Consider the following 24,409-nt stretch of genomic DNA (forward strand, 5'->3'; position numbering starts at 1 on the left):
CACGAGGAGGAGTTTAAATGAGTCAAGCGGTTGTCGATATTCAAGCCTATTTGCAGGCCTATGATCAGATTGAGCATGAGTTAGAAGGGCTGTCGGCTGATCAGTTGAAATGGAAGGCTGCGCCTGAGTTTTGGAGTGCAACGGAAGTGCTTGCTCATCTCGTTGATCACAGCATCATCGTATCCTTTCGAATTCGCGAAATATTGTCGGGATCTGAGGTAAGGCTCCCTGCTTTCAACCAAGATGCATGGGTATCCGCTCAGAGAGCAAATGAAGGTGTAGCGAAGGATATTTTGCTTGTCGCTCGCTCACTAGTTCAATACAATAGTTTGCTGTTTCATCGTCTGTCGGAAGAAGAATGGGCCAAGACAGGCATTAACTTTAAAGGGGAGCCCATTTCAATTGCGGTTATCGTACCAGCGTTTGTTAAGCATGTGGATGGTCATTTAGCTCAAATTCGACGGATCAAGCAAGCGGAGTCTGAATCACACAGCGCTAATTCGCAGCGATCTATTCGATAAAAACCCTATTACAATGGCTGTTATCTAAAGGGAAAGCAGGTGAAGAAGCATGTCTGAAACTGCATTAATCATTCGTAATGCTGAGTCTACAGATCTCGATGCGACTAGAGAAGTGCTGCTCGATGCTTATGGTCAATATAAGAAAGTTCTTCCAGAACAGTACTGGAATAACTATAGGGACAGCATATTGGCAGCCGTTGAGGGGGAAGGAACGAAGGCGCGTTTAGTGGCGGTGCTTGGAGGCGAGGTTGTGGGGAGCGTGTTTTTGTTCGATTCCTCTGAAGCAGCGTATGGACGACCCGAGCTTCATATTCATTCGCCGATTATCCGTCTACTTGCTGTTTCGAGGAAAGCTCGCGGCTTTGGTGTAGCGACAGAGCTAATACGTGCCAGCGCGAAGCTTGCTCTTGAATGGGGCGCGGAAACGCTGCATCTTCATACCTCCGATATGATGGATTCAGCCGTTAGACTTTATGAGCGACTTGGTTTCGAGCGCGCGACCGATAAGGATTTGATAAACGGCGAGACGCTCGTTAAGAGCTATCGACTGGAGTTAAAGGAATCTGCTCTATTGCAGGTGCAATGAAGATTAGAGGCAGCTGCTGCCGAGTAAATAGCTAGGATGGTTGCTGTTTGATGAGGCGTTGCTACTTTTTTGATACTTACGTGGATAGTGTGACGATAGGGATAGGGCAGACCGCTGTATGAAACTGCTGATCACCGCGCGGCGGAATGGGAGGCCGCTGTATAACATTGCTGATCACCGTGTGGCGGAACGGGAGACTGTAGCATAACACTGCTGATCATTCGAAGGTGAACTTTTAGCGGGCTAGATCACATTTGGAGTGGCACCGCGCAACAATAGGCTAGTCTGCTGCACTTTCTGCAATAGAAACCGTACATGGTGAGTGGGTTGGGTGGCTACATTGCACTTTTGCAATAGGAATGCGGCTAAATGGTCCGTTTGCTCGGTCGAAGGCCGATTCTGTTGTAGAAAGTGCAATGTAGAGTTCAGGTGTGCGGTTGTCAGCTAATTCTGCTGTAGAAAGTGCAATGTAGCTTGTTTAACTTGAGGTTACTTATACAATGTAGCTTGTTTAACTTGGGGTTACGTTTATGAACACCGGTGCCGCGCAACAATAGGCTAGCCTACTGCACTTTCTGCAATAGAAACCTTACATGGTGAGCGAGTTGGGTGGCTACGTTGCACTTTTGCAATAGGAATGAGGCTAAATGGTCCGTGTGCTCGGTCGAAGGCCGATTCTGCTGTAGAAAGTGCAATGTAGAGTTCAGGTGTGTGGTTGTCAGCTAATTCTGTTGCACAAAGTACAATGTAGCTTATTTAACTTGGGGTTACGTTTATGAACACCGGTGCCGCGCGACAATAGGCTAGCCTACTGTACTTTCTGCAATAGAAACCTTACATGGTGAGCGAGTTGGGTGGCTATGTTGCACTTTTGCAATAGGAATGAGGCTAAATGGTCCGTGTGCTCGGTCGAAGGCCGATTCTGTTGTAAAAAGTGCAATGTAGAGTTCAGGTGTGCGGTTGTCAGCTAATTCTGCTGTAGAAAGTGCAATGTAGCTTGTTTAACTTGAGGTTACTTATACAATGTAGCTTGTTTTAACTTGGGGTTACGTTTATGAACACCGGTGCCGCGCTACAATAGGCTAGCCTACTGCACTTTCTGCAATAGAAACCTTACATGGTGAGCGAGTTGGGTGGCTACGTTGCACTTTTGCAATAGGAATGAGGCTAAATGGTCCGTGTGCTCGGTCGAAGGCCGATTCTGCTTTAAAAAGTGCAATGTAGAGTTCAGGTGTGCGGTTGTCAGCTAATTCTGTTGCACAAAGTACAATGTAGCTTGTTTTAACTTGGGGTTACGTTTATGAACACCGGTGCCGCGCGACAATAGGCTAGCCTACTGCACTTTCTGCAATAGAAACCTTACATGGTGAGCGAGTTGGGTGGCTACGTTGCACTTTTGCAATAGGAATGAGGCTAAATGGTCCGTTTGCTCGGTCGAAGGCCGATTCTGTTGTAAAAAGTGCAATGTAGAGTTCAGGTGAGCGGTTGTCAGCTAATTCTGCTGCACAAAGTACAATGTAGCTTGTTCACTAGTGCTTGTTCACTAGTGCTTGTTCACTAGCGCTTATTCACTAACGCTTGTTCACTAGCGCTTGTTTATTTGCATACATGCTTATTATTACATTCTGGAGTTAGGTTAGTTAAATTCATAAGTTACTTAGGAGGTTGTTTAATATGGCGAATCGCAAGCAGCTTAAGTTTGGCGCATTAATTCATGGTGTGGGAGGCAATGTGTCAGCGTGGCGGCATCCGGAAGTTCCAGCAGATGCGAGTGTGAACTTTAAATTTTATACCCAGCAGGCACAGACGGCTGAAGCGGGAAAATTTGATCTTGTATTTATCGCGGATGGTCTCTATATAAACGAAAAATCAATTCCCCATTTCCTGAACCGCTTTGAGCCGTTAACGGTACTGTCCGCGCTTGCTGCGGTTACATCCAAGATTGGTTTAGTAGGAACATTATCAAGCTCGTACAGTGAGCCGTTTACGGTTGCTAGACAATTCGGCTCTCTCGATCATATTAGCGGGGGACGCGCAGGCTGGAATGTAGTTACGTCTCCGCTTGAGGGCTCAGCCAGCAATTTCAGTAAGACTGAGCATCCGACGCATGACGAGCGGTACAAAATCGCCGAAGAGTATTTGGAAGTTACGCGCGGGCTGTGGGATTCTTGGGAGGATGACGCCTTCGTTAGAGACAAAGACTCCGGTGTATTCTTCGATCCTTCCAAGCTGCATCGTCTTGATCATAAAGGCGAGTATTTCTCTGTGCAAGGTCCGCTTAATATCGCTCGATCGAAGCAGGGGCACCCGGTTATTTTCCAAGCGGGCTCGTCCGAGAGCGGCAAGAAACTGGCTGGCAAAGCAGCGGATGCTGTGTTCACAGGCCATGACAATATAGAAGATGCGAAAGCCTTCTACAAGGATGTGAAGAATCGTACCGTTGCTGAAGGTCGTTCGGTGGATGATATCGTTATTCTTCCCGGCATTGGACCGATTATTGGACGTACGGAAGAGGAAGCGGAGCAGAAGTATCAGGAGCTTGCGGAGTTAGTTACGATCGAGAATGCTTTGAACTTTCTAGGACGTTTCTTCGAGCACCATGACTTCTCTCAATATCCGCTAGATGATCAGTTCCCAGAGCTAGGTGATCTCGGACAAAATAGCTTCCGCAGCGGCACGGACAAAATTAAAAGAAATGCGAAGGAGAAAAACTTAACACTTCGCCAAGTAGCACTTCAATCTGCGACTCCGCGCAGTCAGTTCATAGGTACGCCTGAGAAAATTGCTGATCTAATAGAGCAGTGGCATGAAGAAGGCGCCGCCGACGGTTTCATTATTCATGCTTCTGTTCCGAGTGGATTGAATGATTTTGTGGACTTGGTCGTTCCGATTCTACAAGAGCGCGGTATCTATCGTATAGACTATGAGTCTGATACGCTGCGTGGCAATCTAGGCCTACAGATTCCTGCAAATCGCTATACCAAAGAGAAAGTGAACAGTTAAGGAGATCATGCTATACGCGCACTTACTTGTGTGGAGGACGCAGCCCAAGCTTAATCGGGTGCGTTCTTTTTTTATGGATGGACAGTAAAGCCCAGCTGTAAACCAGAAAGATGTCTACATCCTTACGTTAGATGAAAAGACATCTTTCTTTTGGCAAAAACTTCAGGTGTCAGACTAGCCGTATATCGGTTATGTTACAGGTCCCAGAGGAGAACGGCAGCCGCCTGTTCGCATACCCAATTGATTGTAATTTTCTTTTATATTAACAATGGCTTGACCGTGTAAGACCTCGGCAATCATTTTATCAATTTCTGCTACATTTACGGTTCTGTTCTCCAGAAGGGCATCAAAGGTATGTTTGATTTCTTTAGGATACACATTTCCGACCATACTGGACAAGCCATTACATCCGCCTAATACAATATTGGATGCTAGGTTTATATCACCTGCTGCGAACCGGACAAACGATTCAGGAAACACCGTGTCTCTATGACGAAGAACGTCTCCTGCCTCCTTAAAACCTAAGATGTTTTTATGTCTGCTTATTAAATCGTGCAAAGATTCCGGACTTAAATCAAAACCTGTTCGGGAAGGATTGTTGTAAAGAATCACTTCTTTGGTTGTGTGTGCGAGCAGTTCATCCACATACGAGATAGCTTGCTGCTGAGTCGGTTTAATGTAAGGAGGGAATCCGATCATTACTATATCAAAGACCGATCCTTCAATTGCTTGGATTAATCTCACTCCGTCCTTTGTTCTAGTGGATGCAACGCCAAAAATTAATTCGACATCCGGAAAATGCATCCGATTGAAATAATCTATGATATAAAGTCTTTCTTCGATGCTGAGTGAATGCTGTTCCCCTGTTGAACCGGAAACAAACAAAGAGTCGATTGCATGAACTTTCAAATAATTTACAATTGGCTCGAATCCCTCTAAATACAAGCTTTCATCTTCTCGAAACGGAGTAGGTAAGGCAATATGAAAATTGTTCATATGGATCAAATTCCTCCTAATTAAAAGTTTATACTCTGCGAAATTAGAGCTGACATTGAAATTTTTTTTGATGCAAATCTCTGTGCAATCATCACACACAGTACCACGCCGAAGAAAGGCTGGAGCAGTTGCAACTGCCCGACCACTGTTATACCTCCCTGAGCTAGACCACGATGAAGGATTATCTTTAGGGTATAGAGAGGGAAGCTTGGTTAAACTAATAATAAACGTTTTATTTAATGGAGGATACATTGCGATGAAATTTGAGCTCGGCTCATGCCTGCTTGAGCAGCGATTAAGCGAGAGTGGGCTATCTCGGACAGAGTTGGCAGATGCACTGTTGGTAAGGCCCGAAAGGATCGGCGATTATATCGATAACAAGCGAATAATGCCGCTCAAAGTAGCGATATCGGTAGCAGCTACTATTAATTGCGATGTACGCGATCTGTATGAATTGCGACCATCAAACTAAAGTAGAAACGGCAACCGGTGGTTGTACTAATGATTTAAAGAGAAATAGCCCAGTAGGTCTGCTATGACCTACTGGGCTATTTACGCTACATAATAGATCTGGCCTGCATGGACCGGGGTAATCTCAAATTCTAATGTTCATGGTATAATTCACACATATTGTAGGGAGATGACAAACGAGCTGCAAATCCTGTGACAGACCCTCTATAGGAGTTGACATCATATTATGATTGTGGAAAATCATCTTATTCTTTGGAACCTTGTATCGCTGAAAATAAATGAAGTGCAGCGGACCGAGCTTACGATAGGCGAGCATTTGCACACATCGGAGCTAAGATCGAGTACTCTTTTATACATAATAAAAGGTCGTGCTCGGCTCCTGCTGGACGGGGATGAACACCATTTGGAGAGTGGATATGTTTGTCACGCCGGCAATGGCACTGTTCTTACTATCATGGATATCACCGACCATTTAGAATATTATATGATTCAGTATAAGGCCTTTCTACCGCTGCCGTGCAGCCAAGATTTGCTTCAATTGCTGGCTAGCACGGAACCGTTTGAGATCCAATATGGTTTTGTAGTCAGTCATGCTGCTCCGCTGCTCATATCCTTGTCCCGTATGGAGCAGGAATGGAACCATCCGGAAGCGATGGCGAAGCTGCAGGTGAAATCGTTCTTTTATCAGTTCATTTGCGAGCTAATGGGACAACTGCAGCACTGGCGATTGGAGCAGGCTTCACCGGATTTGGTGCTGCAGGCAGTCAGATATATGGATGCACACTATGCCGAACCGATCACAGCAGACTCACTTGCAACACTATTAAATTGCAGTCCTCGGACAATGCAGCGGATGTTCAACAAGCGGTTGGCTCTTGGGCCGATTGACTATCTGATGCAGATCCGTATAGACAAGGCCAAGGAATTACTATGTCGTACGAATACAGGGCTTAAGGATATCGCCGAAGCAGTCGGTTATGAGGACAGCTATTATTTCAGTCGTTTATTTAAGCGTTACACGGGCGTTTCTCCAAGCATGTATCGAGAATCAATGCACCAAGTCAGAGATGATGAGCCGGAGAATACTGCTGTAAACTCGTCTGATCTAGAAGCGGTTGGAAGTGAGAAGAAGGCGGCGTCAGATCCACTGGATGCTGCTATCCGTCGCTCACAGCTGACGATCATTCATCTTAAAGGCGAGCTGCTGCTCCAGCGGAGGCCTGAGAAAATTGCTGTGCTAGATCCACAGTTTATGGACCATATGCTGGCTCTAGGTGAGCAGCCGGCCGGCAGCGTCATGGTAAACGGAGATCTCAGCAGCGTTCCTGATTATCTGATCGGCAAGCCGCGCGCGATTCAGGCATTGGGAACAATGGAGGAACCCGATCTGGAAGCACTGCGTGCTTTGGCGCCTGAGCTGATCATTTGCACAGAGTTCCATAAGAACATTTATGGAAGCCTAATGAATATAGCGCCGACCATCATGCTCGAGCGAAACCGCGACTGGAGAGAAACATTGCGAACGATCGGGCGGATTATGGGCAAGAAACTTGAGGCGGAACAGGTCTTACAGAAGTATAAACACAAAATCAGCAGGCTGAAATCGGCACTGGCAGCCAAGTTGCATGGGCAGTCGGTAATGATGATTCGACCGCGGGACAATACCATTAGGCTGCATACATGCGCTCATCGTACGGCGGCGATTCTATACAGCGATCTGGGGCTGCATCCGCCGAAGCTAGCGATTGATCGCAAGAGGACCAGCTCACTGATATCTTTAGAGGGGTTGCCTGAGCTCGATGCCGACCATTATTTCGTATTGACCGACAACAAATTTAAAGCTTGGTCGGATGAGATCCAGACCACGACTACATGGAAAAGTTTGCGCGCCGTGCAGCAGCATCATGTTTACCAAGCCAAAGCGAGTATTTGGATTGCTTATTACGGCCCTATTGCGATGAATCGGGTGGTCGATCAAGTGGCAGAAGTTTTCTTGGATGCCAAATAGTCTGTTTTATCGTAAAGCGTAAGAAAGGAATAGCGCTTCGATGATCTATTTTTTATACAAACACCGTTGTATCCGGATCCGCCGATCCTAGCAACGGTGTTTTTGTGTCGCCACAATCCATTACTATTGGCGCAAATATCCATTGAAGATAATAGAACGAGTCGTTATAGTGTTATAAGTGATGATGAGTTTCATTCTCAATCAGATGAAAGTGGAGGAGTTATACATATGTTTCCAAAAAACAAATTTTTATGGACTATTAGCATGTTAGTAAGTTTGGTTATGTTTCTGAGCGCATGCTCAGTCAGTTCAAATCAAGGCAGCAATAACGCTGGGGCAGGATCGACGAATCAACCTCAAGCCAAAAATGAAGAGTCCGTAAACAGCAACTCTGAAGTGAAGCCTGGTCTCGCAGCGCCGGTCACCATCCAGCATCTGAAGGGTGAAATGACATTCGATAAAGTACCCGAGAAAATTGTCTTGCTGGACGTCCAATATGCGGATCAAATGCTGGCGCTGGGCGTTAAGCCAGCGGGCAGCGTAATAGCCGAAACCGACAACGGACTTCCTCCATACTTGGGCGATAAGATGGGCAATATTCCGTTACTCGGAACGTATGTAGAACCGAATCTGGAAGGAATCATTGCAATAGAACCGGATCTCATCATCGCAACGGAATTCCATGATGAGATCTACGAAGATTTACTCAAAATCGCACCGACAATTTCACTAGAGCGCAATGAGGATTGGCAGTCAGTGCTATTAAAGTTTGGGCAAATCTTGAATAAACCGCAAGAGGCGCAAGAGCTGGTTGATAGTTACCAACAAAAAATAAGCAATCTAAAAGCGGAATTGACAATCAAAATGAAGGGCCAAACGGTTGCCTTGATCCGGCCTAGAGATGATATGATTCGTCTCCAAACTTCATCACATCGAACATCACAGATTCTATACGACGATCTAGGGCTGACTCCGCCCAAAATGGCAGTCAACAGTACGGATTCAAGTATGATGATTTCGCTTGAAGCGATTCCAGAACTGGGTGCCGATCATTTATTTCTACTCCAGGATGATACGAATTTGGAGTTAACGACTGAATTTCAGAACACTTCTATCTGGAAAAGTATGAACGCGGTTAAGGCAGGCCAGGTATATGTGGAAAATACGGCGCAGTGGATCGGTTATTATGGACCTATCGCGATTAATTTGATTGTCGATCAGATCGCTGATGCGCTCAATTAAATCCTTTCGAGCATTGAGTCCTAGGGGGTTTTGTGTATGAATAAGCAGTCACTTCTCGATCAGGATGAAAAGGATTACTTGAGCCGACATTTTGGCTTGTGTGAATATGGTGCAACCCGTCCTGCTAATTCGGTGAGAGCCTTGGACTTGCTCGACGTGGAGATGTGCTCTGATTATCTGGACCGGCTGACAGTGCTTCTACAATCCCCATCGAGGATGACCACAGCTTCGCAGTTTTTTAAAAGGTACGCCTTCTTAACCACTGTTCCGCTGCTGTACGCCATGTCAGTGTATAACAAGGGATTGGATTTATCAGCCCAAAATTGCATTATTGGATCTTCACCAGGTCAATCCTGGCTGGAGCAAGTCAGTCTTGCAGATATGGATGCTACGATGCCCGAAGCTAGCGAACGACAGGTTTGGCGCAACACGGTTATTCAAGATCATTTTGCCGGGAATTTAGGGAAATTAATAGCGGTCATGTCTAGAGTGGCCAATGTGCCAAAACCGATTTTATGGGAAAATGTTGCGGTTCGTGTGTTCTCGTTATACGAGAAACGAATTGGGGCAGCGGGTGAACAGCAAGAGCAATCCCGTGCCCGAGCAGACTTTGAGTTTCTGATTCATCAGGCACCTGGTGCTTTATTCGGGGAAAAACAAAACCCGCTAAGCCGCTTTTATGGCGCATCGACATGCTCACCTGTTTCTAATACGCCTATGCGGGTTCGCAAAACCTGCTGCTTCTACTATGAGGTGTCCAGTGTCGAAGAATACTGCTCCAACTGCCCGAAGTTGGAAATTGTTGCTCCATGACGTATATGTCATGGAGCTTGTTTTATATATATTAATTAAATCATGATGAAACAGGACGACTATCGTATACTAGCTATATCAAATAGCAACGAGGGAGTGGAATGTATGAAGCTGACGGAGTCAGAAATCGAGACAAATTTGGCAGCATGTGAGGGTTGGAAGCGGGAGGATGGCAAGTGGATCATCAAGAAATATCGATTTCAAACTTTTCTGAGCGCTATCGCTTTCGTAAATGAGGTAGCGAAAGCATCAGAGCGACTTAATCATCATCCATTCATCGCCATTGATTACAAAATGGTCACGCTCCGCATGACGACATGGCATGATGGCGGCCTTACGGCGCTGGATTTTGCAGCAGCAGAAGCATTTGACCGTGCCTATGCCAGTAAATAGCTCGATAAACGTATAGAAAGCAGGCCGCCCAAGACAATAGGTCTATAAGGCGGCCTGCATTTTTGTCATGGATTGCCCTCTAAATCTACAGTGGAAGCGGCTGCAAGCTGATAAGCATCCCAAAGTCCCCATAAATACATAATGCCTAGAGCTCGGTCGTATAGTCCGTATCCGGGTCTACACTGTTCGTCAAAAATGTGCCGGCCATGATCGGGTCTTGCGTAACCTGTGAAGCCGACCTCATGATACGCCTTCACAATTCCCGCGATATCTACTGTACCATCCTGTGTTCGGTGGGACGTTTCGATGAAATCCCCATTCTCATAAACGCGTACGTTGCGAATATGTGCGAATGGGATACGATCCGCAAACTCATGAATCATTGAAATAATATCATTGCTCGGATTCGCACCTAACGAGCCGCTGCACAAGGTAATGCCGTTCGAAGGACTATCGTACAGCTTTAATAGTGTTCTGAAATTTTCCTGACCTGTCATAATACGCGGCAAGCCGAAAACAGACCATGGCGGATCATCGGGATGAATGGCCATTCTAATGCCGTTCCGCTCAGCGACAGGAATAATTTCACTCAAAAAATAACGAAGGTTTTCCCACAAATGCTCTTCCGTCACGCCTTGATAAGCTTCAAACAACTTCGTCAGATGCTGCAGCCGTTCGGGCTCCCAGCCCGGCATCGTAAGAGCAGAGTTCGCATTGATCTCTTCTACAAATTGGAATGGATCGGTATCAGCAATTCGGCTGTTCTCAAAAAATAAAGCGGTTGCCCCGTTGCCCATCGGCTTATGCAGGTCGGTGCGAAGCCAGTCGAAGATCGGCATAAAGTTGTAGCAAATCACTTTTACGCCAGCGCTGTCTAACTTCTCAATCGTCTTCTTATAATTCGCAATATACAAATCGCGAGTCGGCAAGCCGAGCTTAATGTCCTCGTGCACGTTGACGCTTTCTACGACATCAATATGTAAACCTGCCTGCTCCGCCTGCTGTTTAATATCCAAAATTCGCTCCAGCGGCCATTCCTCGCCTGCCGCTATATCATGCAGCGACCAGACGATGCCGTCGGTGCCGGGAATTTGTTTAATATAACGAAGGGGAACTGTATCGTTGCCCTCGCCGAACCACCTAAATGTCATTTGCATGCTAATCGATCCTCCCGTTTCATTTGTAGTAATGGGGATACTTTTCCTTAAGAAGAGCTTGATCTGATATATTCTGAGTGAGATGCTCTGTCATGAGCCGCTCAGCGGTATCAGCATCTTGGGCTTCAATCGCTTCGACCATTAAACGATGCTGCTCATAAAGATTTCCCCAGTGGTGGTCATCCGCAAGCCTAAGTACACGGCTTCGATTTAAATGTGCGTTCATTTGCTGCATAATCGACCATGTATTGCTCTTGCTGCAGCCATCAAATAAAATGCGATGAAAAGCCTCATCCAGCGTAAACATATTTTTGTTATCTTTAGTGTGAACACATTCCTGCTGACGACGAAGGTTATCCTTAAGAGAAAGAAGGAATGGCTCTGAAAAGTGGGCACAAGCTAAGCGAATGACTGCTCGCTCAAGCTGCTCCCGCATAAATCTGGCTTCTTCAACGAGCTCAGTATCAATTAATGAAACGAGAGTTCCACGCTGCGGAAGTACTTGAACAAGACCCTCTTGAGCGAGCCTGAGGAAGCTTTCTCTCACAGGAGTACGGCTGACCTTGAACGACAGAGAGGTCTCGTTCTCGGATAGAGATGTTCCTGGCGGAAGCTCCAGATTCAAAATCTGTTCTCTTAGCTGCATATAAACGGCATCCCTTGTAGAAAGGGGCTGTGGACGTACATGGAAATCCATAGGCTCATTCCTTCTTCTTTTTATACTACCATACTACCATACAAGTTTGGAAAATTGAAAGTCTAAACTAAAAAAAACGCCAGAAGGGCTGCCCCAAAAAGTAGATAATCTACCTTCTGAGACAGCCCTTCGTTATAGTTCTATTTCGTTATTTTGCGCTAATCGGCATTACTTCAAGTTGTTTCATTACCGCTAATCGCTTCAGTTCTTGTTTTCTCACGCTCTGAGATTGTTTTTAGATAAGCAGACATGACCCTCGAAAGTTGATCCGACACTTCCACAAGGCTCATATGTGCGACATCCTCGAAGGTTGTCTCCAGAATATGAGGGTATTTGTAAGTGGTTTCATGCTGATCCACACTTGTAACCGTGAAGGTATCATCAGGTTTAATAACGGCATCCTCTGCGCCTGCTACGAGCAATACTGGAAATTTCGCATTAGCAAGCACGTGGCTGCGGTCAGGGCGCAGCATCATTCCTTCTAAGGTAGCAATTGCTGCGCCAGCTTGCATTTCCTGTCCAACACCGATGAGTTGATTGACCTCATCGCGCATTTCTCCGAGCCTCTCATCCGTAAACAAATTAGGGATAATGCTGTAAAGGTATTTCGATATCCCTTTCTCACGAATCGCTTCAATATCCGCCATTCGTTTCTCCTTAACAACCTCTGAATCCGGGAGCACGGTGGAATGAATGAGCGCGAAGCCTGACAGCATAGTAGGATATTTCTCCGCGAAGGCTGCCGTTACGTAGCCGCCTAAGGAATGGCCGAACATTACGACCTTCTCGATCTGAAGCTCAGCTAAGAGTGCAGCGATATCCTCGGCCATCGTCTCCATTGTATACGGGCCATCCGGAGCCGAAGAGCTGCCGTGACCGCGAAGATCTGGAATGATGACGCGGTATTCATCACCGAGCATCGGACATATTTTTTGCCAGTATTGAGATGAGCCGCAAAAGCCGTGGAGCAATACGATTGCTGTACCTTTGTTACTTCCACATTCTTCATAGACTAAATCGATGCCATTAACGTGAATACGCTGCTTTTCCATCGATCATCACCAGCCTTTTCTATTATCGATTTGTTTGGTGTAGTCTCTTAACCTCATTCAAGACTTCTGAAACATCTGAAATATTTGCATATTTATTTCTTCAATTATAGCTGCGATTTTGACTAAATCGTCTGTAAGCAGGCTGTTTCAAAGGGCATGAGGCTGGTTAATAACATGACAAGTTAACAAAAACAGTTTAGAAGGAAGGTTGATTCCAATGTTAGGTTGGGCATTATTATTTTTCATCTTTGCCATTGTGGCAGGCATATTCGGTTTTCTAGGAATTGCCTCCGCACTAGCTGGGATAGCAAAAATATTATTCGTCGTATTCGTCATACTCTTTGTCGTATCTCTCATTGTTGGCAGGAGACGAGCCAGTTAACAAGGAATGGGAAACTAAACAAACAAAAAAATGAGGAGGAATTACAATGAATCATCTATCCAATACGAAGGTACACACGGTAAATAACGCTATCGAGGTTCAAGAACAGGTGTATAAATTTCAAACTGAGGGTTACCCGAAGGACAATATTTTCGTGCTGACGCATGATAAGGATCGGACTAAACGGATTGTTGAGAATACAGATGCTGAGCAAATCGGTATCGCTGAGGAAGGTCTAGGCTCGACAATCGCTAACATTTTCCGTTCAAGCGGTGATGAGCTGCGGGCTAAGATGAGATCACTTGGCATTTCCGAGCAAGAGTCGCAGCGCCTCGAACGTGAGATGGATCAGGATAAAATTCTGGTCATCGCATGGGGAGGCAAGGAGTATTCGGGTGAAGATTTCGACCCTGCCGTATATTATTATCCTCACTACACAGCGTAAACCAACACTCAAACAATGATGAGGAAATCGAAGGTCTATCCGCGAGGATAGACCTTTTCTCCAAATTTGATCATGTTTCAATGTTATAAGTAAGCTTATTAGACAGCGCGCTGACTTGGTAATCTTCCTTATAAATAGTTGACTCTACTACTAGTTACGCTCAGAATGTGAGTAGCGGATAATGGAGCTAAAGGAGCCTGAATATGAGTATTATAATCGTAGATGATAATGCTACAAATCAGATTATTATAAAAGCTATTTTAAATAAAGAGGGTTATAAGGATTTGAAAATTGCATCATCGGCGATGCAGCTTTACACCATGCTGGATATTGACAGTCCTTCGCAAACGGAATCAAAAGTAGATTTGATTTTGATGGATATGATGATGCCGGAGATCGATGGTCTGGAAGCATGTAAACGAATTTTGCAGGTGGAGCGTTATAAGGACGTTCCGATTATATTTGTTACTGCGCTGGGCGATTCTAACAAGATGGCAGAGGCGCTTGATGCCGGTGCCAGTGACTATGTAATGAAACCGATTAATAAGATGGAATTGCTAGCGAGAATTCGTTCAGCCTTAAGGCTGAAGCAGGAAATCGATTGGCACAAAGAGAGAGACAGACATGTGAAGGCTAAGCTGGAACTTGCCAAAAAAGTACAAAGAAATGTGTTAAGTCAGCCGATAAATGATGAACATGTAGCAATCAACGCGGTATATCAGCCATCGTCAGAGCTTGCAGGTGATTTCTACTCTTGGTATCGGATTGATGAGTATCGTTATGGCGTTATTTTGCTTGATATGATGGGACATGGTATTTCTTCTTCATTGGTATGCATGTACATATCTTCCGTTCTTAAGGATACGATAACGCGTATTACTGATCCGGACCTTGTTATGCGTGAGCTCAATCGATATATGAATCAGCTGTATAAGAAGGAAGAGCTGCTTAATTACTATTTTACCGCCATTTATTTAGTATTGGATACGGATAAGCGGGTTATTGAATATGTGAATGCTGGACACCCTCCAGGCAGGTTAATGATTGGCGACCAGGAAACTCTGTTAATAGAGGGCTGCTGTGCAATTGGTTTGTTTGAAAATATCGATATTAATAAGGGCAGCGTTTCTTACCAAGATCAGACTCAGATCGTCCTCTATACGGATGGATTAAGTGAGTCTATCGGCGACAACGAAGAGGAAATGCTGGATCTGCTTATGGGACAACTAAGAAGAAAAGATGCGAGTGAGCATGCTAAGATGGTTAGCGAGTTTATTGCGGAGCATGCCAATTCCAGTCAAAAGGACGATATTTGCTTAGTGATGATTGAGACAAAATGATAACTGTGGCAGCTTTGTTTTGAAGGCAGCATTATTTTTATAAAAATAATTGATTGAACCTGTTTCAAAGAGCAGAGAACAGTGTATAGGTACATATAAGCTAAAGGAAGCTCTACAATCCCGACAATCCCGCATAGGAGGGAGATCATATGAAGACTTTTATTATTATTGGTTGTTTAATCGGAGGCATTCTCGCCTGTACCGGCGACTTTGGACATGTCACCGCGACGAATTCTTCAGTGCAAGAATCAGGATCTGTGAAGGCGGAAGCGCAGCCCGAACCAACTAATGAAATCGTAATGGCTTCTGTGTCTCCTTCAGCAGTAACAGAAGTTACCTATGCAACAGAAGCAGTGAATGCAACAAAGCCGTCAGATCTGTCAGAAACAAGCTTTACGCTTCAGACTGTTAATGGCATCACGCTTTATGATGATCAGGGCAGCGTGGTCCAGAAGCTGGGCAAGCCGAAACAGATGACAACGGACCCGCATTTAAGTGAAGTGATGATTTATGAATACGAGGGTATGAATATCATCTTTAGTGACGAATTCATACAGTCTGTTGAAATAGCGGAAGACTCCAAGACGCTGAACATTGATGGAATTGAAGTCGCTGTTACAGTGGATGCCGTTACGGAAGCGCTAGGAAAACCCGATTATATCACGGAGGACGGTATTGTATTTGAGAGAGAGGAAGCCTTGTTGAAGCTTTTTATTGATGCGGATACTCAGAAGCTGACGTCCATTCATTACTTCCACAGCTTCTCCATGTAACAACTTAATGTGCATCTTGTGCAATGAGAAGGATCTTGATACGATTTATTAAACAAAAGTGAGCGGAGTGAATGGAATGAGAGCTGAGCAATTTCAAGTCATGCAGGAAGAGACACAGGACAAATTTATACTTCATGTAAGCGGGGAGCTGGATTTATCTGTTGTGCCGCAGCTGCGGGCAGCGTTAGAACCGATTATGAACCGCCAGGACAAAGCATTGATTCTAAATCTTAAACATTTGAAATATATAGACAGTACTGGGATTGGTATCATCGTTTCGGTACTTAAGCTCCGTGACGAGCTAAAAGCACCGTTTTTTGTACAGGAAATTCCTTCGGCTGTTAAGCGTCTATTTGATCTCACAGGGATCTCTAGATATTTAATTGAAGGGACAGAGGCTCAAGCATGAATGCCATAAGACTACAAATCCCGGCCCATGCGGACTATATCGATATGGTCAGAATCTGTCTGTTCGGAATCGCCTCGAAGATGAGCTATGCTTATGAAGATATGGAAGATATGAAGGTTGCTGTTTCTGAGGCATGTAATAACGCAGTGATTCATGGCGCTCAAGGAATGGAGCAAGATGTGATCGATATTTGCTTTGAACAAAGCGATACGGGGCTTACGATAAAAGTGAAAAATACGGGGCCAGCTTTCGCTGTACTTGAGAAGGCTGCTCCACTCCCAGAGGCAGATGTAAGCGGACTTCAAGTCGGTGGACTAGGCATTTATTTGATGCAGGCGCTGATGGATGAAGTTGAGGTTCATTCTTTAGAGGATGGTACTGAGGTTGTCCTTACGAAATATGTGAATAATGCTTCAGAAAATTAGAACGAAAACAGTTAATCAATTGAAGAAGAGGAAATGACGCTGGCGTCGTTTCCTCTTTTTTTTTTTATTGTGGGATAAAAAATGCTCTGTTGACTCCAAAGTGTATTACGTGCATAATACGCTTATGAAGTGTATTATGCACGTAATACACATTTGCTACGAATGTGAGGTATGGCTATGAACACCATTGAAGGCTGGACGGAAGTTGCGTTCAATAATCGGGATCCGGTTTATTTGCAGGTTGTCCGCCATTTTAAAGAACGAATCGCGACAGGGCGGCTTGTTGCCGGTCAGATCACTCCTTCACGGAGAGAGCTGGGCACCCTATTGAAAATTAATCCAAATACAGTACAGAAAGCATATAAGGAAATGGAGGAGCATCAGTTGATTATTTCGGAAGGTAATTCACCGAGCAGAATTACAAATGATACAGTATTGCTCAATCAAATTAGAACTGAATTAATAGGAGAAGCAGTCGGCAACTTCGTGGCGTCGGTGCGTAAGATCGATGTTCCAATCGACGAGCTGCTGCAGCTGGTCAAGAGCAAATATGAAGAGGTGGAGCCGGAGCATGATTGAAGTAAAGGATATACATAAGCGGTATCGTCGTCGTGATGTGCTGAAAGGGGTATCTTTTACTGCGGCAAAGGGTGAAATCACATGCCTTATCGGTGTAAACGGAGCAGGCAAATCAACGATCCTGAAGACGATCATGGGGCTGACGCCGATCTCCCGAGGCTCGATTCTTATTGACGGACAAGTGTTAACTCCAAGCTTATATGAAAAAATAGCGTTCGTTCCAGACCATCTGGCGATGCCCTCCAGTATGAAGCTATCCGAGGCGATCCGGTTTATGGCTGATTTCTATGAGAGCTGGAACGCAAAGCGAGCAAGTGAGCTTATGCAGTTTTTTAAACTGGAATATTCGGATAAAATCGGGAACCAATCGAAAGGAACCGCTGCAAAATTCAATCTTTTGCTAGGTCTTGGCCAAGATTCAGACTACATAATAATGGACGAACCGTTCTCGGGAATTGACTTGTTTAGCAGGGAAGCGATTACGGAAGTGTTTACGAGTGACCTCATTGAAGGGCGGGGCGTACTACTTACGACGCATGAAATCGGAGAGATGGAGCAGCTCATCGATAAAGCTATTTTACTTAAGAACGGCAAGGTAACCCAGGAGTTCTACTGCGAAGAAATGCGCAGCGAGGAAGGAAAATCTGTCATTGATGTCATGAGAGAGGTGTATCAGGCATGAATCGATATTTAAAGCTTGTTCATATGGAGGTACAACGCTTCCGCTGGGTACTCGCCATATTAATGGGAATTACAGCAATCTGTCAGTTCAGTGCTCTCATTTGGACGGTTACGAAAGAATTGTCATTTCGAGAAAAGCTGTTGTTAGAGACCGTAGATAAGAGCCTCCTGACTGGTTTTTCTCCTAAATATCTTAGTTTTGAATGGGCAATCTTTAGTTCGCAGATGGGCTATATTTTGCCGATGCTCCTTTGTATAGGTGTACTCGCTTTGTATGTTTTTATTATCTGGTACCGTGATTGGTTCGGGCGCTCTACGTTTATCTATCGATTGCTGGTGCTGCCGACAGCACGACGGAACATTTATTTAGCTAAATTAACGGCGTTTCTCCTGTTTGTGTTCGGATTTATTTCGTTTCAATTAATCATGCTGCCCATTCAGCATTTCGTCTTCAATCTCATCGTTCCTGCAGATCAGCGAGTCGACTCTCATATCGTAGAAGCAATAATGAGCAATCAAGCACTCGAAAAGTTAATACCGCAGCAGTTTGAACAATTTCTTTATTATTATGGTTTTGGAACGATTGTTGTCATCGTCATTGTTACCGCTATTTTGCTGGAGAGAAGTTATGGTCTTTTAGGTATTTTGTACGGTGTATTGTATGTGGCGGGTTGTGTGTTAGCTGTCGTATCCGTTTTCTTATTTTTGAATTCAGATGATCGTAATGCTTATCTTTATGCATACGAAATGTACGGTATAGTACTATTCATATTCCTTCTGGTGCTTTGCGTATCCGTGTGGCTTTCAATGAGACTGCTCACCAAAAAGATTACGGTGTAAGGAGAATGTTCATGAGGCGTTATTGGTTATCCATCCTAATAGCCGTACTCGCAGTAAGCGGAATAGGCACTTACTACGCGGTCGGCAAGCAGAACTTTTACCCCGAATTTCAGCTGGAAACGATTCAAGGCGATCTAAAGGAAGGCGAAGTTATCGAAATATCTGGCTCTTACTATTTAGAGAGACGTTCTGTACCTATACAAGTGAATAGCATCAGCAGCGAGGTTAATGGTTCGAATACGATTTCGAATACAAATTTGCGTAAGGAGTTAACGGATTATCGTTCATGGTTCTACAAACGGCCTGAGTTTGAGCATCTAATAAAAGAACATAAGTCATTTATGCGAGGTAAGCATAATAGTAGTAGTTTTTATCAGGATGAGGAGTGGGTCATCTATGCAGACGTTAGAACCCAAAAAAGAGAGTCAAAAGCTCCAATAGCTGCATTTCAGTTAAATCTTATCGAACAATCTACAGACAAAAAATCGAAACTCGAGCTGACGTATGAGCTCCCGAAAACAATAGATATTTCCAAATTAATAGAGTATGAGACTAATTATATGAGATTGGTAGACGTTCAACGGCTGGATAATGAGGTGCATTTACTCGCCACTACGTTTAATTTCGATGATTGGATAAGTGAGTATGAGATTTTTGTCATAGACATGAAAAGTGGGAAGCTGCTGCGGAATACGAAGCTCGAGCAATGGCCAGTCAACTATATCACTCAAAAAGACGTCAACATCCAAGTTAATCTTTTGGAAGATACAGATAGGGAGTATAGTGCTCCTTCTGAAAGTATTCTTTTTAATGTACGTGAAGAGAAAATTAGCAAAGAACAAAGAGAAGCGAATGAGGTTTCGGAAACGTTAAGCGAGAAATATTTTATGTATTCGTATCGTACGGGATTATTGACTGAATTGACTGATTTAAACTTTGATAATATGACGATAAGCCTGCAAGACGATTATTTTTTTATGGCAGAAACCGAACCTAATCAAGTCACTTTATCACGGTATGAAGTACAGACTAAACATCTCGAGAAAGCTTATGTGACGGTATCTGCAGAGCAATTGAAGGTGGACGAGATCGAAGCTGCCATTATTAAATCCAATCGAGTGTACCTACAAACCAAACAAGCAAATGTTGCCGGAGCATCTGTACTGGATCTTACGACTGGACAATTGCTCTATACAGGCCGAGTTGCTGTAGTCGGTGATGGTATTCAGACACCTGAAGCCATGCAGGAGAATCTACATTTGAATAATATCGATATCGCCGAAAAATAAACGCTTATAAAACAAGAGTCAGTATCCTATTGAAAGGATTCTGGCTCTTGTCTTGTAATGATAGGGATTAAACTTAGCTAACTATTCACCTTGCGGAAAATACGCTCTGGTTGATTAAAATCTTCATATTTGCTTTTGTGAACGGAAATGAGCGATTCCATATTTCCTAATGCTAAGAAGCCTTGCAGAGCTAAGCTATCAAAGAATAAGGTATGAACACGGCTCTGTAAGTCAGAATCGAAATAAATAAGAACGTTCCGACATAAGATAACGTGAAATTCATTGAAAGAATTATCCGTTGCCAAGTTATGCTCGGCAAACATGAGATTTTCTTTGAGATAGGGATGGAATAAAGCATGTTCAAAATCGGTCGTATAGTAAGAGGAAAATTCTTTCGTGCCGCCAGCTTGCAAGTAGTTTTTCGTAAAGCCCTGCATACGTTTAAGCGGGAATTTTCCTTGCTTTGCACTCTCGATGGCATGCTCATTCATATCTGTTGCGTAAATCTTTGACTTATCCAGCAAGCCCTCCTCATGGAGCAGGATAGCCATGGAATAAACCTCTTCTCCAGTTGCACAGCCTGCATGCCAAATTCGTATTTCAGGAAGATCCTTAAGCAAAGGAATAACTTCGGTACGAAATGCCGCAAAAAAATGGGGATCCCGGAACATTTCTGTCACTTTAATCGAGAAATCATTAAGTAAAATCTGGATAAAACCAGGCTCGTGAAGCACCTTCTCCAGTAGCGAGATGATCGTCGGCAAGCCTTCAAGACTTTTTCGATGATTGATCCGCCTGCGAAGCGAGGAACGCAAGTAATGACGGAAATCGTAGCCGTACACTTTGTGTATGCCGTCTAATAACAAATCAATTTCAATGCGTTCCAAATCGTTGGACGATAATTCATCGTTCTCAGCAGCGTCCTCATTCCATTGATTTATCAATTCCCCACCTGCTTTGTCAGCCATACCCGCATTAACGAGAAAAGCTGATCCATATTTAGAGGTTTGCTAATATAATCGGAAGCACCAGCTTCCAAGCATTTGTCACGGTCGCTCTTCATTGCTTTGGCCGTTAAGGCGATAATAGGCGTGTCCTTCATTGCGGTGTCTTGTCGAATGACTTTCATCGTTTCAAAGCCATCCATAATCGGCATCATAATGTCCATAAGCACAAGATCGAAGTCGGATTGCTCTTTAATTATGTCTAAGCATTGTTTTCCGTTACTTGCAACGGTCACGTTAAACTCCTTATTCTCGAGCGCTTGGACAAGCGCAAATACATTGCGGGAATCATCTTCAACGAGCAGTACCTTTTTTCCTTTAAACAGGGTACATTCATTCTCATTTACGTCTATTATCGTATTTTCGATAACGTCAGGTTCAGTGATTGTAACAGGAGACTCAGCAGCTGCGGCTGTCTCTTGGTGAAAGGTTACGAGTTGCTCCTTCTCCATATTAGGCAGGCTAGGCAAGAACAGTGTAAATGTACTCCCTCTCCTCGGTATGCTGTCTAGGACGATACATCCGCTCAGCAGCTTAGTAAATTCGTTGCAGATGGACAATCCTAAACCGGTTCCGCCATATTGACGATTCGTTTCACCGTCTACCTGTTGGAAGGCTTCGAATATTAGCTTCTGTTTATTAAGCGGTATGCCAATACCGGTATCGATCACTGATATCGCCAAAACGGTTTTGTCGGCATGCGCAGGGATAAGTTTTTTTACTTCTTCTTGATTAGCTCTTTGTATATCAAGGATAACCGAGCCTTTTTCGGTAAATTTAAATGCATTGGATAATAGGTTTTTCAAAATTTGTTGAAGCCTCTGACCATCTGTATAAAGCAACGGAGGCAGGTTAGCGTCAACGTTAATATGGAATTCCAGCTCTTTCTGATCAGCTATAGGTTGAAAAAGCAGCTGCATATGCTGCGGAATTTCACTGACGTTTACTTCATCCATCGTCAAGATGACTTTCCCAGCTTCAACTTTGGATAAATCAAGAATGTCGTCAATCAGTGTCAGCAGGTCATTGCCAGATGTATGGATAACTTTCGCATACCCTTCTTCCTCTGAATTTAGTGTCTCGTTTTCATTTTCCGTTAGAAGCTGAGAGAGAATTAAGATGCTGTTTAATGGAGTACGCAGCTCATGCGACATATTGGCCAAGAAATTGGATTTGTATTGCGAGCTTTGCTTGAGCTGCTCCGAATAAGTCTCCAGCTCTTCCTTTGCTTTCTCTAATTCCTTCGTCTTCTGCTCGGCAAACAGATTTTGCTCTTCTAAATGCTCGGTAGTCATACGCATTTCTTCTTGCTGCATCTGCAGCTCCTCCGACTGCGTTTGCAGTTCCTCGGTTTGCGTCTGCAGCTCTTCGGTTAACACTTGTGATTCACTTAGCAATCTCTCGATCTCCATACGGCCAAGAACGCTATTAATAGCAACGCCGAAGTGTGAATCGATTTGTTCAAGCAGCTTTAGATGCTGTGAAGTAAACGAATCCACAGAAGCAAACTCAACGACGGCTTCAACTTTTCCATGAAAATCGAAAGGCACGATCAGAATACTCCTAGGCTGCACTGTTCCAATACCCGACGTGATGTTAAGCGGATGTTCTGGGGCCGAATTTAATAGAAAAGTACGATTATCCAGGGCAGCTTGACCGATAAGGCCTTCGCCTAAACGAAAGCTTTCGTGTCCTGACGTGTCCCCATTCGCTGCATAGGAAGCTAATTTAATTAATTTCTGCTGATCACCGGTACCTTGACGAATATAAAATATGCCGTAGGCAGCGTTTATCATCGGAGCCAGCTTCGTGAGAAAGGAATCCGCTAACGTAGCGGTATCATTAATACCTTGATTCATAGTTGCTACCTCGGCAACCTTCGTTTGAATCCAATTTTGGTCATTTATATTATCCAGCAGCGTATTTGTAGCCACGGCGAGGTCGTTAATTTCATCGTGTGTGTTCACTTTAATGCGAGTGGATAAATCCCCTCCTGCGGATGCGATATCATTGATTGATTTGACAACTTGATTAATCGTTTTGACAATCGCACCGGAAACGAATGACACGATGATGAAAGCGACAATAGAAACGATGAGCAGCATGAGATACAAGCTGATAATGAGAATGTCATTGCGACTTTTTAAATCCGCAATATGGTCTTTGGTTGAAGCAATTTCATTTTGACGCAAAGTTTCCAATTGCACGCGAAGCGAATCCATATCTTTTTTCCCTAGGTCATCATTAAAAAAATCGATAATCGCTTGGGTGTTGTTGCTTTTGCGCATTTCTACAGTAGGGTCTCCGGCGACATTAATCCAATTCTGAATGGTTAGTTTTATTTCCTCTAAATTTTTAATGGTTACTGGATCATCGGAAAGATACTGATAGAGCGCGTTATAATTTGCTTCCCATTCTGATTTTCCATGGAGATAGGGCTCCAAATAAATTTCATTTCCCGTAATGACATAGCCGCGTTGGCTTGTCTCCATGTTAACGGCATTATATCGGATGGTAGTAATCAAATTATGCACTTCGATGTCTCGGCTTGTGATCGTTTCAATCTCTGTTTGCAAGGATGAAATCCTCTCACTGACGATCAGGATAGATAAACCCAAGCAGCAAATGATAAGAAAATAGCCGAGTAAAATCTTTGATCGGATCTTGAAACGTAAATTTTGCAATATAATAAACTCCTTTATATTAAACAATTCTAGTAAAAGGTTATCTCTATTATAGCATGAACACTTCTAGGATAATTTTGGAACACTGAAATGTAGAAATGATTGTACTTGATTGTTTCAAATGATGAGCCAGCGGGTAACTAATGAAAAAAGGAAGTGATCACAATGGATTTGTTCATGCAAATTGGTATTACTGTTATAGCAATTGCTTTCCTTGTTCTCTTGTATTCACTTATTCAAACGTTGAAAGTTTTGCAAGGCGCTCTCGATGAGATGCGGAAAACAGTGGGTTCACTGCGGACTGAGGTTACACAAATAAGCGTCGAGGTGAAGGAGGCTATTCATAATACGAATGCGATGACGCTTGATGTAAGAACGAAGCTAAGCTCTCTAGATGTGTTATTCGCATCGGTCAACGATATTGGTCATGCCCTACACTCTTTTACTGGAGCGGCGAAGGAATCAGCGGCGAGTGTAGCAGCTTCTATTAAGAAGGAAAGCAATAAGCCTGCCGAAGAACCTGGGTTACTTAGTACGCTATATAACGGTGCAATCGCTACGATCAGGATTTGGAATAAAGTTAAAAAAATATGAGCTATAATAGGAACATATAAGAGAG

Annotated in this window: 25 protein-coding genes and 1 pseudogene; 19 read left to right on the plus strand and 7 right to left on the minus strand. The window is 44.0% G+C overall.

Annotation, left to right across the window (positions count from 1 at the left end; all coding sequences use genetic code 11):
• Window positions 1-17 precede the first annotated feature (17 nt).
• The 3 genes from AC0YN6_RS06860 (at window position 18) to AC0YN6_RS06870 (ending at window position 4,110) form a co-directional block, all read left to right on the plus strand.
• On the plus strand, window positions 18-521 hold the full coding sequence (locus AC0YN6_RS06860) for a DinB family protein (RefSeq protein WP_475745903.1): 504 nt from the start codon (window positions 18-20) through the stop codon (window positions 519-521).
• A gap of 49 nt (window positions 522-570) precedes the next feature.
• Window positions 571-1,107: a GNAT family N-acetyltransferase gene (locus AC0YN6_RS06865; RefSeq protein WP_475745904.1), complete on the plus strand. Its 537-nt coding sequence runs from the start codon at window positions 571-573 to the stop codon at window positions 1,105-1,107.
• A gap of 1,674 nt (window positions 1,108-2,781) precedes the next feature.
• Window positions 2,782-4,110, plus strand: coding sequence for an LLM class flavin-dependent oxidoreductase (locus AC0YN6_RS06870; protein ID WP_475745905.1), 1,329 nt, complete (start codon window positions 2,782-2,784; stop codon window positions 4,108-4,110).
• Between the two features lie 189 nt (window positions 4,111-4,299).
• Here AC0YN6_RS06870 and AC0YN6_RS06875 read toward each other — a convergent pair whose 3' ends face one another.
• A complete protein-coding gene (locus AC0YN6_RS06875; protein WP_475745906.1) occupies window positions 4,300-5,106 on the minus strand; it encodes a dihydrodipicolinate synthase family protein in 807 nt (268 codons plus the stop codon).
• An 86-nt stretch (window positions 5,107-5,192) separates the two neighbouring features.
• Window positions 5,193-5,291 (minus strand): annotated as a pseudogene (locus tag AC0YN6_RS06880) (EamA/RhaT family transporter); the annotation flags it as partial.
• A 71-nt stretch (window positions 5,292-5,362) separates the two neighbouring features.
• Between AC0YN6_RS06880 and AC0YN6_RS06885 the strand changes: the two are divergent.
• The 5 genes from AC0YN6_RS06885 (at window position 5,363) to AC0YN6_RS06905 (ending at window position 10,033) form a co-directional block, all read left to right on the plus strand.
• Complete coding sequence (locus AC0YN6_RS06885; protein ID WP_475745908.1) at window positions 5,363-5,578, plus strand: helix-turn-helix domain-containing protein; 216 nt, start codon at window positions 5,363-5,365, stop codon at window positions 5,576-5,578.
• A 225-nt stretch (window positions 5,579-5,803) separates the two neighbouring features.
• Window positions 5,804-7,585 (plus strand): helix-turn-helix domain-containing protein, encoded by a 1,782-nt coding sequence (locus AC0YN6_RS06890; RefSeq protein ID WP_475745910.1) that lies wholly within the window; start codon window positions 5,804-5,806, stop codon window positions 7,583-7,585.
• A gap of 228 nt (window positions 7,586-7,813) precedes the next feature.
• A complete protein-coding gene (locus AC0YN6_RS06895; RefSeq protein ID WP_475745911.1) occupies window positions 7,814-8,827 on the plus strand; it encodes an ABC transporter substrate-binding protein in 1,014 nt (337 codons plus the stop codon).
• Window positions 8,828-8,863: 36 nt separating this feature from the next.
• Window positions 8,864-9,640 (plus strand): IucA/IucC family C-terminal-domain containing protein, encoded by a 777-nt coding sequence (locus AC0YN6_RS06900; RefSeq protein ID WP_475745913.1) that lies wholly within the window; start codon window positions 8,864-8,866, stop codon window positions 9,638-9,640.
• 105 nt (window positions 9,641-9,745) lie between these two features.
• Entirely contained in the window at window positions 9,746-10,033 is a 288-nt protein-coding gene (locus AC0YN6_RS06905; protein WP_475745914.1) for a 4a-hydroxytetrahydrobiopterin dehydratase, read from the plus strand.
• A 65-nt stretch (window positions 10,034-10,098) separates the two neighbouring features.
• Here the strand turns inward: AC0YN6_RS06905 and uxuA are convergent, their stop codons facing one another.
• The 3 genes from uxuA to AC0YN6_RS06920 form a co-directional block, all read right to left on the minus strand.
• Window positions 10,099-11,190 carry a mannonate dehydratase gene (gene uxuA / locus AC0YN6_RS06910; RefSeq protein ID WP_475745915.1) on the minus strand — a complete coding sequence of 364 codons (1,092 nt, stop codon included), beginning with the start codon at window positions 11,188-11,190 and terminating at the stop codon, window positions 10,099-10,101.
• A gap of 19 nt (window positions 11,191-11,209) precedes the next feature.
• Window positions 11,210-11,887 carry a GntR family transcriptional regulator gene (locus AC0YN6_RS06915; protein WP_475745916.1) on the minus strand — a complete coding sequence of 226 codons (678 nt, stop codon included), beginning with the start codon at window positions 11,885-11,887 and terminating at the stop codon, window positions 11,210-11,212.
• A 173-nt stretch (window positions 11,888-12,060) separates the two neighbouring features.
• Window positions 12,061-12,939 carry an alpha/beta fold hydrolase gene (locus AC0YN6_RS06920; protein WP_475745917.1) on the minus strand — a complete coding sequence of 293 codons (879 nt, stop codon included), beginning with the start codon at window positions 12,937-12,939 and terminating at the stop codon, window positions 12,061-12,063.
• Between the two features lie 217 nt (window positions 12,940-13,156).
• On the opposite strand from AC0YN6_RS06920, the gene AC0YN6_RS06925 reads away from it, so the two are divergent.
• From AC0YN6_RS06925 to AC0YN6_RS06970, 10 genes are all read left to right on the plus strand, one after another.
• Entirely contained in the window at window positions 13,157-13,321 is a 165-nt protein-coding gene (locus AC0YN6_RS06925; RefSeq protein ID WP_475745918.1) for a DUF1328 domain-containing protein, read from the plus strand.
• A 46-nt stretch (window positions 13,322-13,367) separates the two neighbouring features.
• Complete coding sequence (locus AC0YN6_RS06930) at window positions 13,368-13,766, plus strand: YflT domain-containing protein (protein ID WP_475745919.1); 399 nt, start codon at window positions 13,368-13,370, stop codon at window positions 13,764-13,766.
• Between the two features lie 203 nt (window positions 13,767-13,969).
• Window positions 13,970-15,106, plus strand: a complete 1,137-nt coding sequence (locus AC0YN6_RS06935) for a SpoIIE family protein phosphatase (RefSeq protein WP_475745920.1) — start codon at window positions 13,970-13,972, stop codon at window positions 15,104-15,106.
• Window positions 15,107-15,255: 149 nt separating this feature from the next.
• Window positions 15,256-15,879 carry a hypothetical protein gene (locus tag AC0YN6_RS06940; RefSeq protein WP_475745921.1) on the plus strand — a complete coding sequence of 208 codons (624 nt, stop codon included), beginning with the start codon at window positions 15,256-15,258 and terminating at the stop codon, window positions 15,877-15,879.
• Window positions 15,880-15,955: 76 nt separating this feature from the next.
• Window positions 15,956-16,288: an STAS domain-containing protein gene (locus AC0YN6_RS06945; RefSeq protein ID WP_475745922.1), complete on the plus strand. Its 333-nt coding sequence runs from the start codon at window positions 15,956-15,958 to the stop codon at window positions 16,286-16,288.
• Window positions 16,285-16,713 carry an ATP-binding protein gene (locus tag AC0YN6_RS06950; protein ID WP_475745923.1) on the plus strand — a complete coding sequence of 143 codons (429 nt, stop codon included), beginning with the start codon at window positions 16,285-16,287 and terminating at the stop codon, window positions 16,711-16,713. The genes AC0YN6_RS06945 and AC0YN6_RS06950 overlap by 4 nt, the downstream gene beginning before the upstream one ends.
• A 177-nt stretch (window positions 16,714-16,890) precedes the next feature.
• Window positions 16,891-17,292 (plus strand): GntR family transcriptional regulator, encoded by a 402-nt coding sequence (locus AC0YN6_RS06955; protein ID WP_475745924.1) that lies wholly within the window; start codon window positions 16,891-16,893, stop codon window positions 17,290-17,292.
• A complete protein-coding gene (locus AC0YN6_RS06960; RefSeq protein ID WP_475745925.1) occupies window positions 17,285-17,974 on the plus strand; it encodes an ATP-binding cassette domain-containing protein in 690 nt (229 codons plus the stop codon). The genes AC0YN6_RS06955 and AC0YN6_RS06960 overlap by 8 nt, the downstream gene beginning before the upstream one ends.
• On the plus strand, window positions 17,971-18,813 hold the full coding sequence (locus AC0YN6_RS06965) for a hypothetical protein (protein ID WP_475745926.1): 843 nt from the start codon (window positions 17,971-17,973) through the stop codon (window positions 18,811-18,813). Before AC0YN6_RS06960 ends, AC0YN6_RS06965 begins: the two co-directional genes overlap by 4 nt.
• Before the next feature lie 11 nt (window positions 18,814-18,824).
• A complete protein-coding gene (locus tag AC0YN6_RS06970) occupies window positions 18,825-20,102 on the plus strand; it encodes a hypothetical protein (protein WP_475745927.1) in 1,278 nt (425 codons plus the stop codon).
• Window positions 20,103-20,179: 77 nt separating this feature from the next.
• Here AC0YN6_RS06970 and AC0YN6_RS06975 read toward each other — a convergent pair whose 3' ends face one another.
• On the minus strand, window positions 20,180-21,070 hold the full coding sequence (locus tag AC0YN6_RS06975; RefSeq protein ID WP_475745928.1) for a CheR family methyltransferase: 891 nt from the start codon (window positions 21,068-21,070) through the stop codon (window positions 20,180-20,182).
• Complete coding sequence (locus AC0YN6_RS06980) at window positions 21,043-23,790, minus strand: response regulator (protein ID WP_475745930.1); 2,748 nt, start codon at window positions 23,788-23,790, stop codon at window positions 21,043-21,045. The genes AC0YN6_RS06975 and AC0YN6_RS06980 overlap by 28 nt, the downstream gene beginning before the upstream one ends.
• A gap of 165 nt (window positions 23,791-23,955) precedes the next feature.
• Between AC0YN6_RS06980 and AC0YN6_RS06985 the strand changes: the two genes are divergently transcribed.
• Window positions 23,956-24,384, plus strand: a complete 429-nt coding sequence (locus AC0YN6_RS06985; RefSeq protein WP_475745932.1) for a DUF948 domain-containing protein — start codon at window positions 23,956-23,958, stop codon at window positions 24,382-24,384.
• The last annotated feature ends 25 nt before the right edge of the window (window positions 24,385-24,409 follow it).

The sequence above is a fragment of the Paenibacillus sp. J22P15 genome (assembly GCF_056269345.1).

Excerpts from the sequence above, each read along its gene's own strand:
- AC0YN6_RS06860 (WP_475745903.1), top strand. The coding sequence starts at position 18 with ATGAGTCAAGCGGTTGTCGATATTCAAGCCTATTTGCAGGCCTATGAT.
- AC0YN6_RS06865 (WP_475745904.1), top strand. The coding sequence starts at position 571 with ATGTCTGAAACTGCATTAATCATTCGTAATGCTGAGTCTACAGATCTC.
- AC0YN6_RS06870 (WP_475745905.1), top strand. The coding sequence starts at position 2,782 with ATGGCGAATCGCAAGCAGCTTAAGTTTGGCGCATTAATTCATGGTGTG.
- AC0YN6_RS06875 (WP_475745906.1), bottom strand. The coding sequence starts at position 5,106 with ATGAACAATTTTCATATTGCCTTACCTACTCCGTTTCGAGAAGATGAA.
- AC0YN6_RS06885 (WP_475745908.1), top strand. The coding sequence starts at position 5,363 with ATGAAATTTGAGCTCGGCTCATGCCTGCTTGAGCAGCGATTAAGCGAG.
- AC0YN6_RS06890 (WP_475745910.1), top strand. The coding sequence starts at position 5,804 with ATGATTGTGGAAAATCATCTTATTCTTTGGAACCTTGTATCGCTGAAA.
- AC0YN6_RS06895 (WP_475745911.1), top strand. The coding sequence starts at position 7,814 with ATGTTTCCAAAAAACAAATTTTTATGGACTATTAGCATGTTAGTAAGT.
- AC0YN6_RS06900 (WP_475745913.1), top strand. The coding sequence starts at position 8,864 with ATGAATAAGCAGTCACTTCTCGATCAGGATGAAAAGGATTACTTGAGC.
- AC0YN6_RS06905 (WP_475745914.1), top strand. The coding sequence starts at position 9,746 with ATGAAGCTGACGGAGTCAGAAATCGAGACAAATTTGGCAGCATGTGAG.
- uxuA (WP_475745915.1), bottom strand. The coding sequence starts at position 11,190 with ATGCAAATGACATTTAGGTGGTTCGGCGAGGGCAACGATACAGTTCCC.
- AC0YN6_RS06915 (WP_475745916.1), bottom strand. The coding sequence starts at position 11,887 with ATGGATTTCCATGTACGTCCACAGCCCCTTTCTACAAGGGATGCCGTT.
- AC0YN6_RS06920 (WP_475745917.1), bottom strand. The coding sequence starts at position 12,939 with ATGGAAAAGCAGCGTATTCACGTTAATGGCATCGATTTAGTCTATGAA.
- AC0YN6_RS06925 (WP_475745918.1), top strand. The coding sequence starts at position 13,157 with ATGTTAGGTTGGGCATTATTATTTTTCATCTTTGCCATTGTGGCAGGC.
- AC0YN6_RS06930 (WP_475745919.1), top strand. The coding sequence starts at position 13,368 with ATGAATCATCTATCCAATACGAAGGTACACACGGTAAATAACGCTATC.
- AC0YN6_RS06935 (WP_475745920.1), top strand. The coding sequence starts at position 13,970 with ATGAGTATTATAATCGTAGATGATAATGCTACAAATCAGATTATTATA.
- AC0YN6_RS06940 (WP_475745921.1), top strand. The coding sequence starts at position 15,256 with ATGAAGACTTTTATTATTATTGGTTGTTTAATCGGAGGCATTCTCGCC.
- AC0YN6_RS06945 (WP_475745922.1), top strand. The coding sequence starts at position 15,956 with ATGAGAGCTGAGCAATTTCAAGTCATGCAGGAAGAGACACAGGACAAA.
- AC0YN6_RS06950 (WP_475745923.1), top strand. The coding sequence starts at position 16,285 with ATGAATGCCATAAGACTACAAATCCCGGCCCATGCGGACTATATCGAT.
- AC0YN6_RS06955 (WP_475745924.1), top strand. The coding sequence starts at position 16,891 with ATGAACACCATTGAAGGCTGGACGGAAGTTGCGTTCAATAATCGGGAT.
- AC0YN6_RS06960 (WP_475745925.1), top strand. The coding sequence starts at position 17,285 with ATGATTGAAGTAAAGGATATACATAAGCGGTATCGTCGTCGTGATGTG.
- AC0YN6_RS06965 (WP_475745926.1), top strand. The coding sequence starts at position 17,971 with ATGAATCGATATTTAAAGCTTGTTCATATGGAGGTACAACGCTTCCGC.
- AC0YN6_RS06970 (WP_475745927.1), top strand. The coding sequence starts at position 18,825 with ATGAGGCGTTATTGGTTATCCATCCTAATAGCCGTACTCGCAGTAAGC.
- AC0YN6_RS06975 (WP_475745928.1), bottom strand. The coding sequence starts at position 21,070 with ATGGCTGACAAAGCAGGTGGGGAATTGATAAATCAATGGAATGAGGAC.
- AC0YN6_RS06985 (WP_475745932.1), top strand. The coding sequence starts at position 23,956 with ATGGATTTGTTCATGCAAATTGGTATTACTGTTATAGCAATTGCTTTC.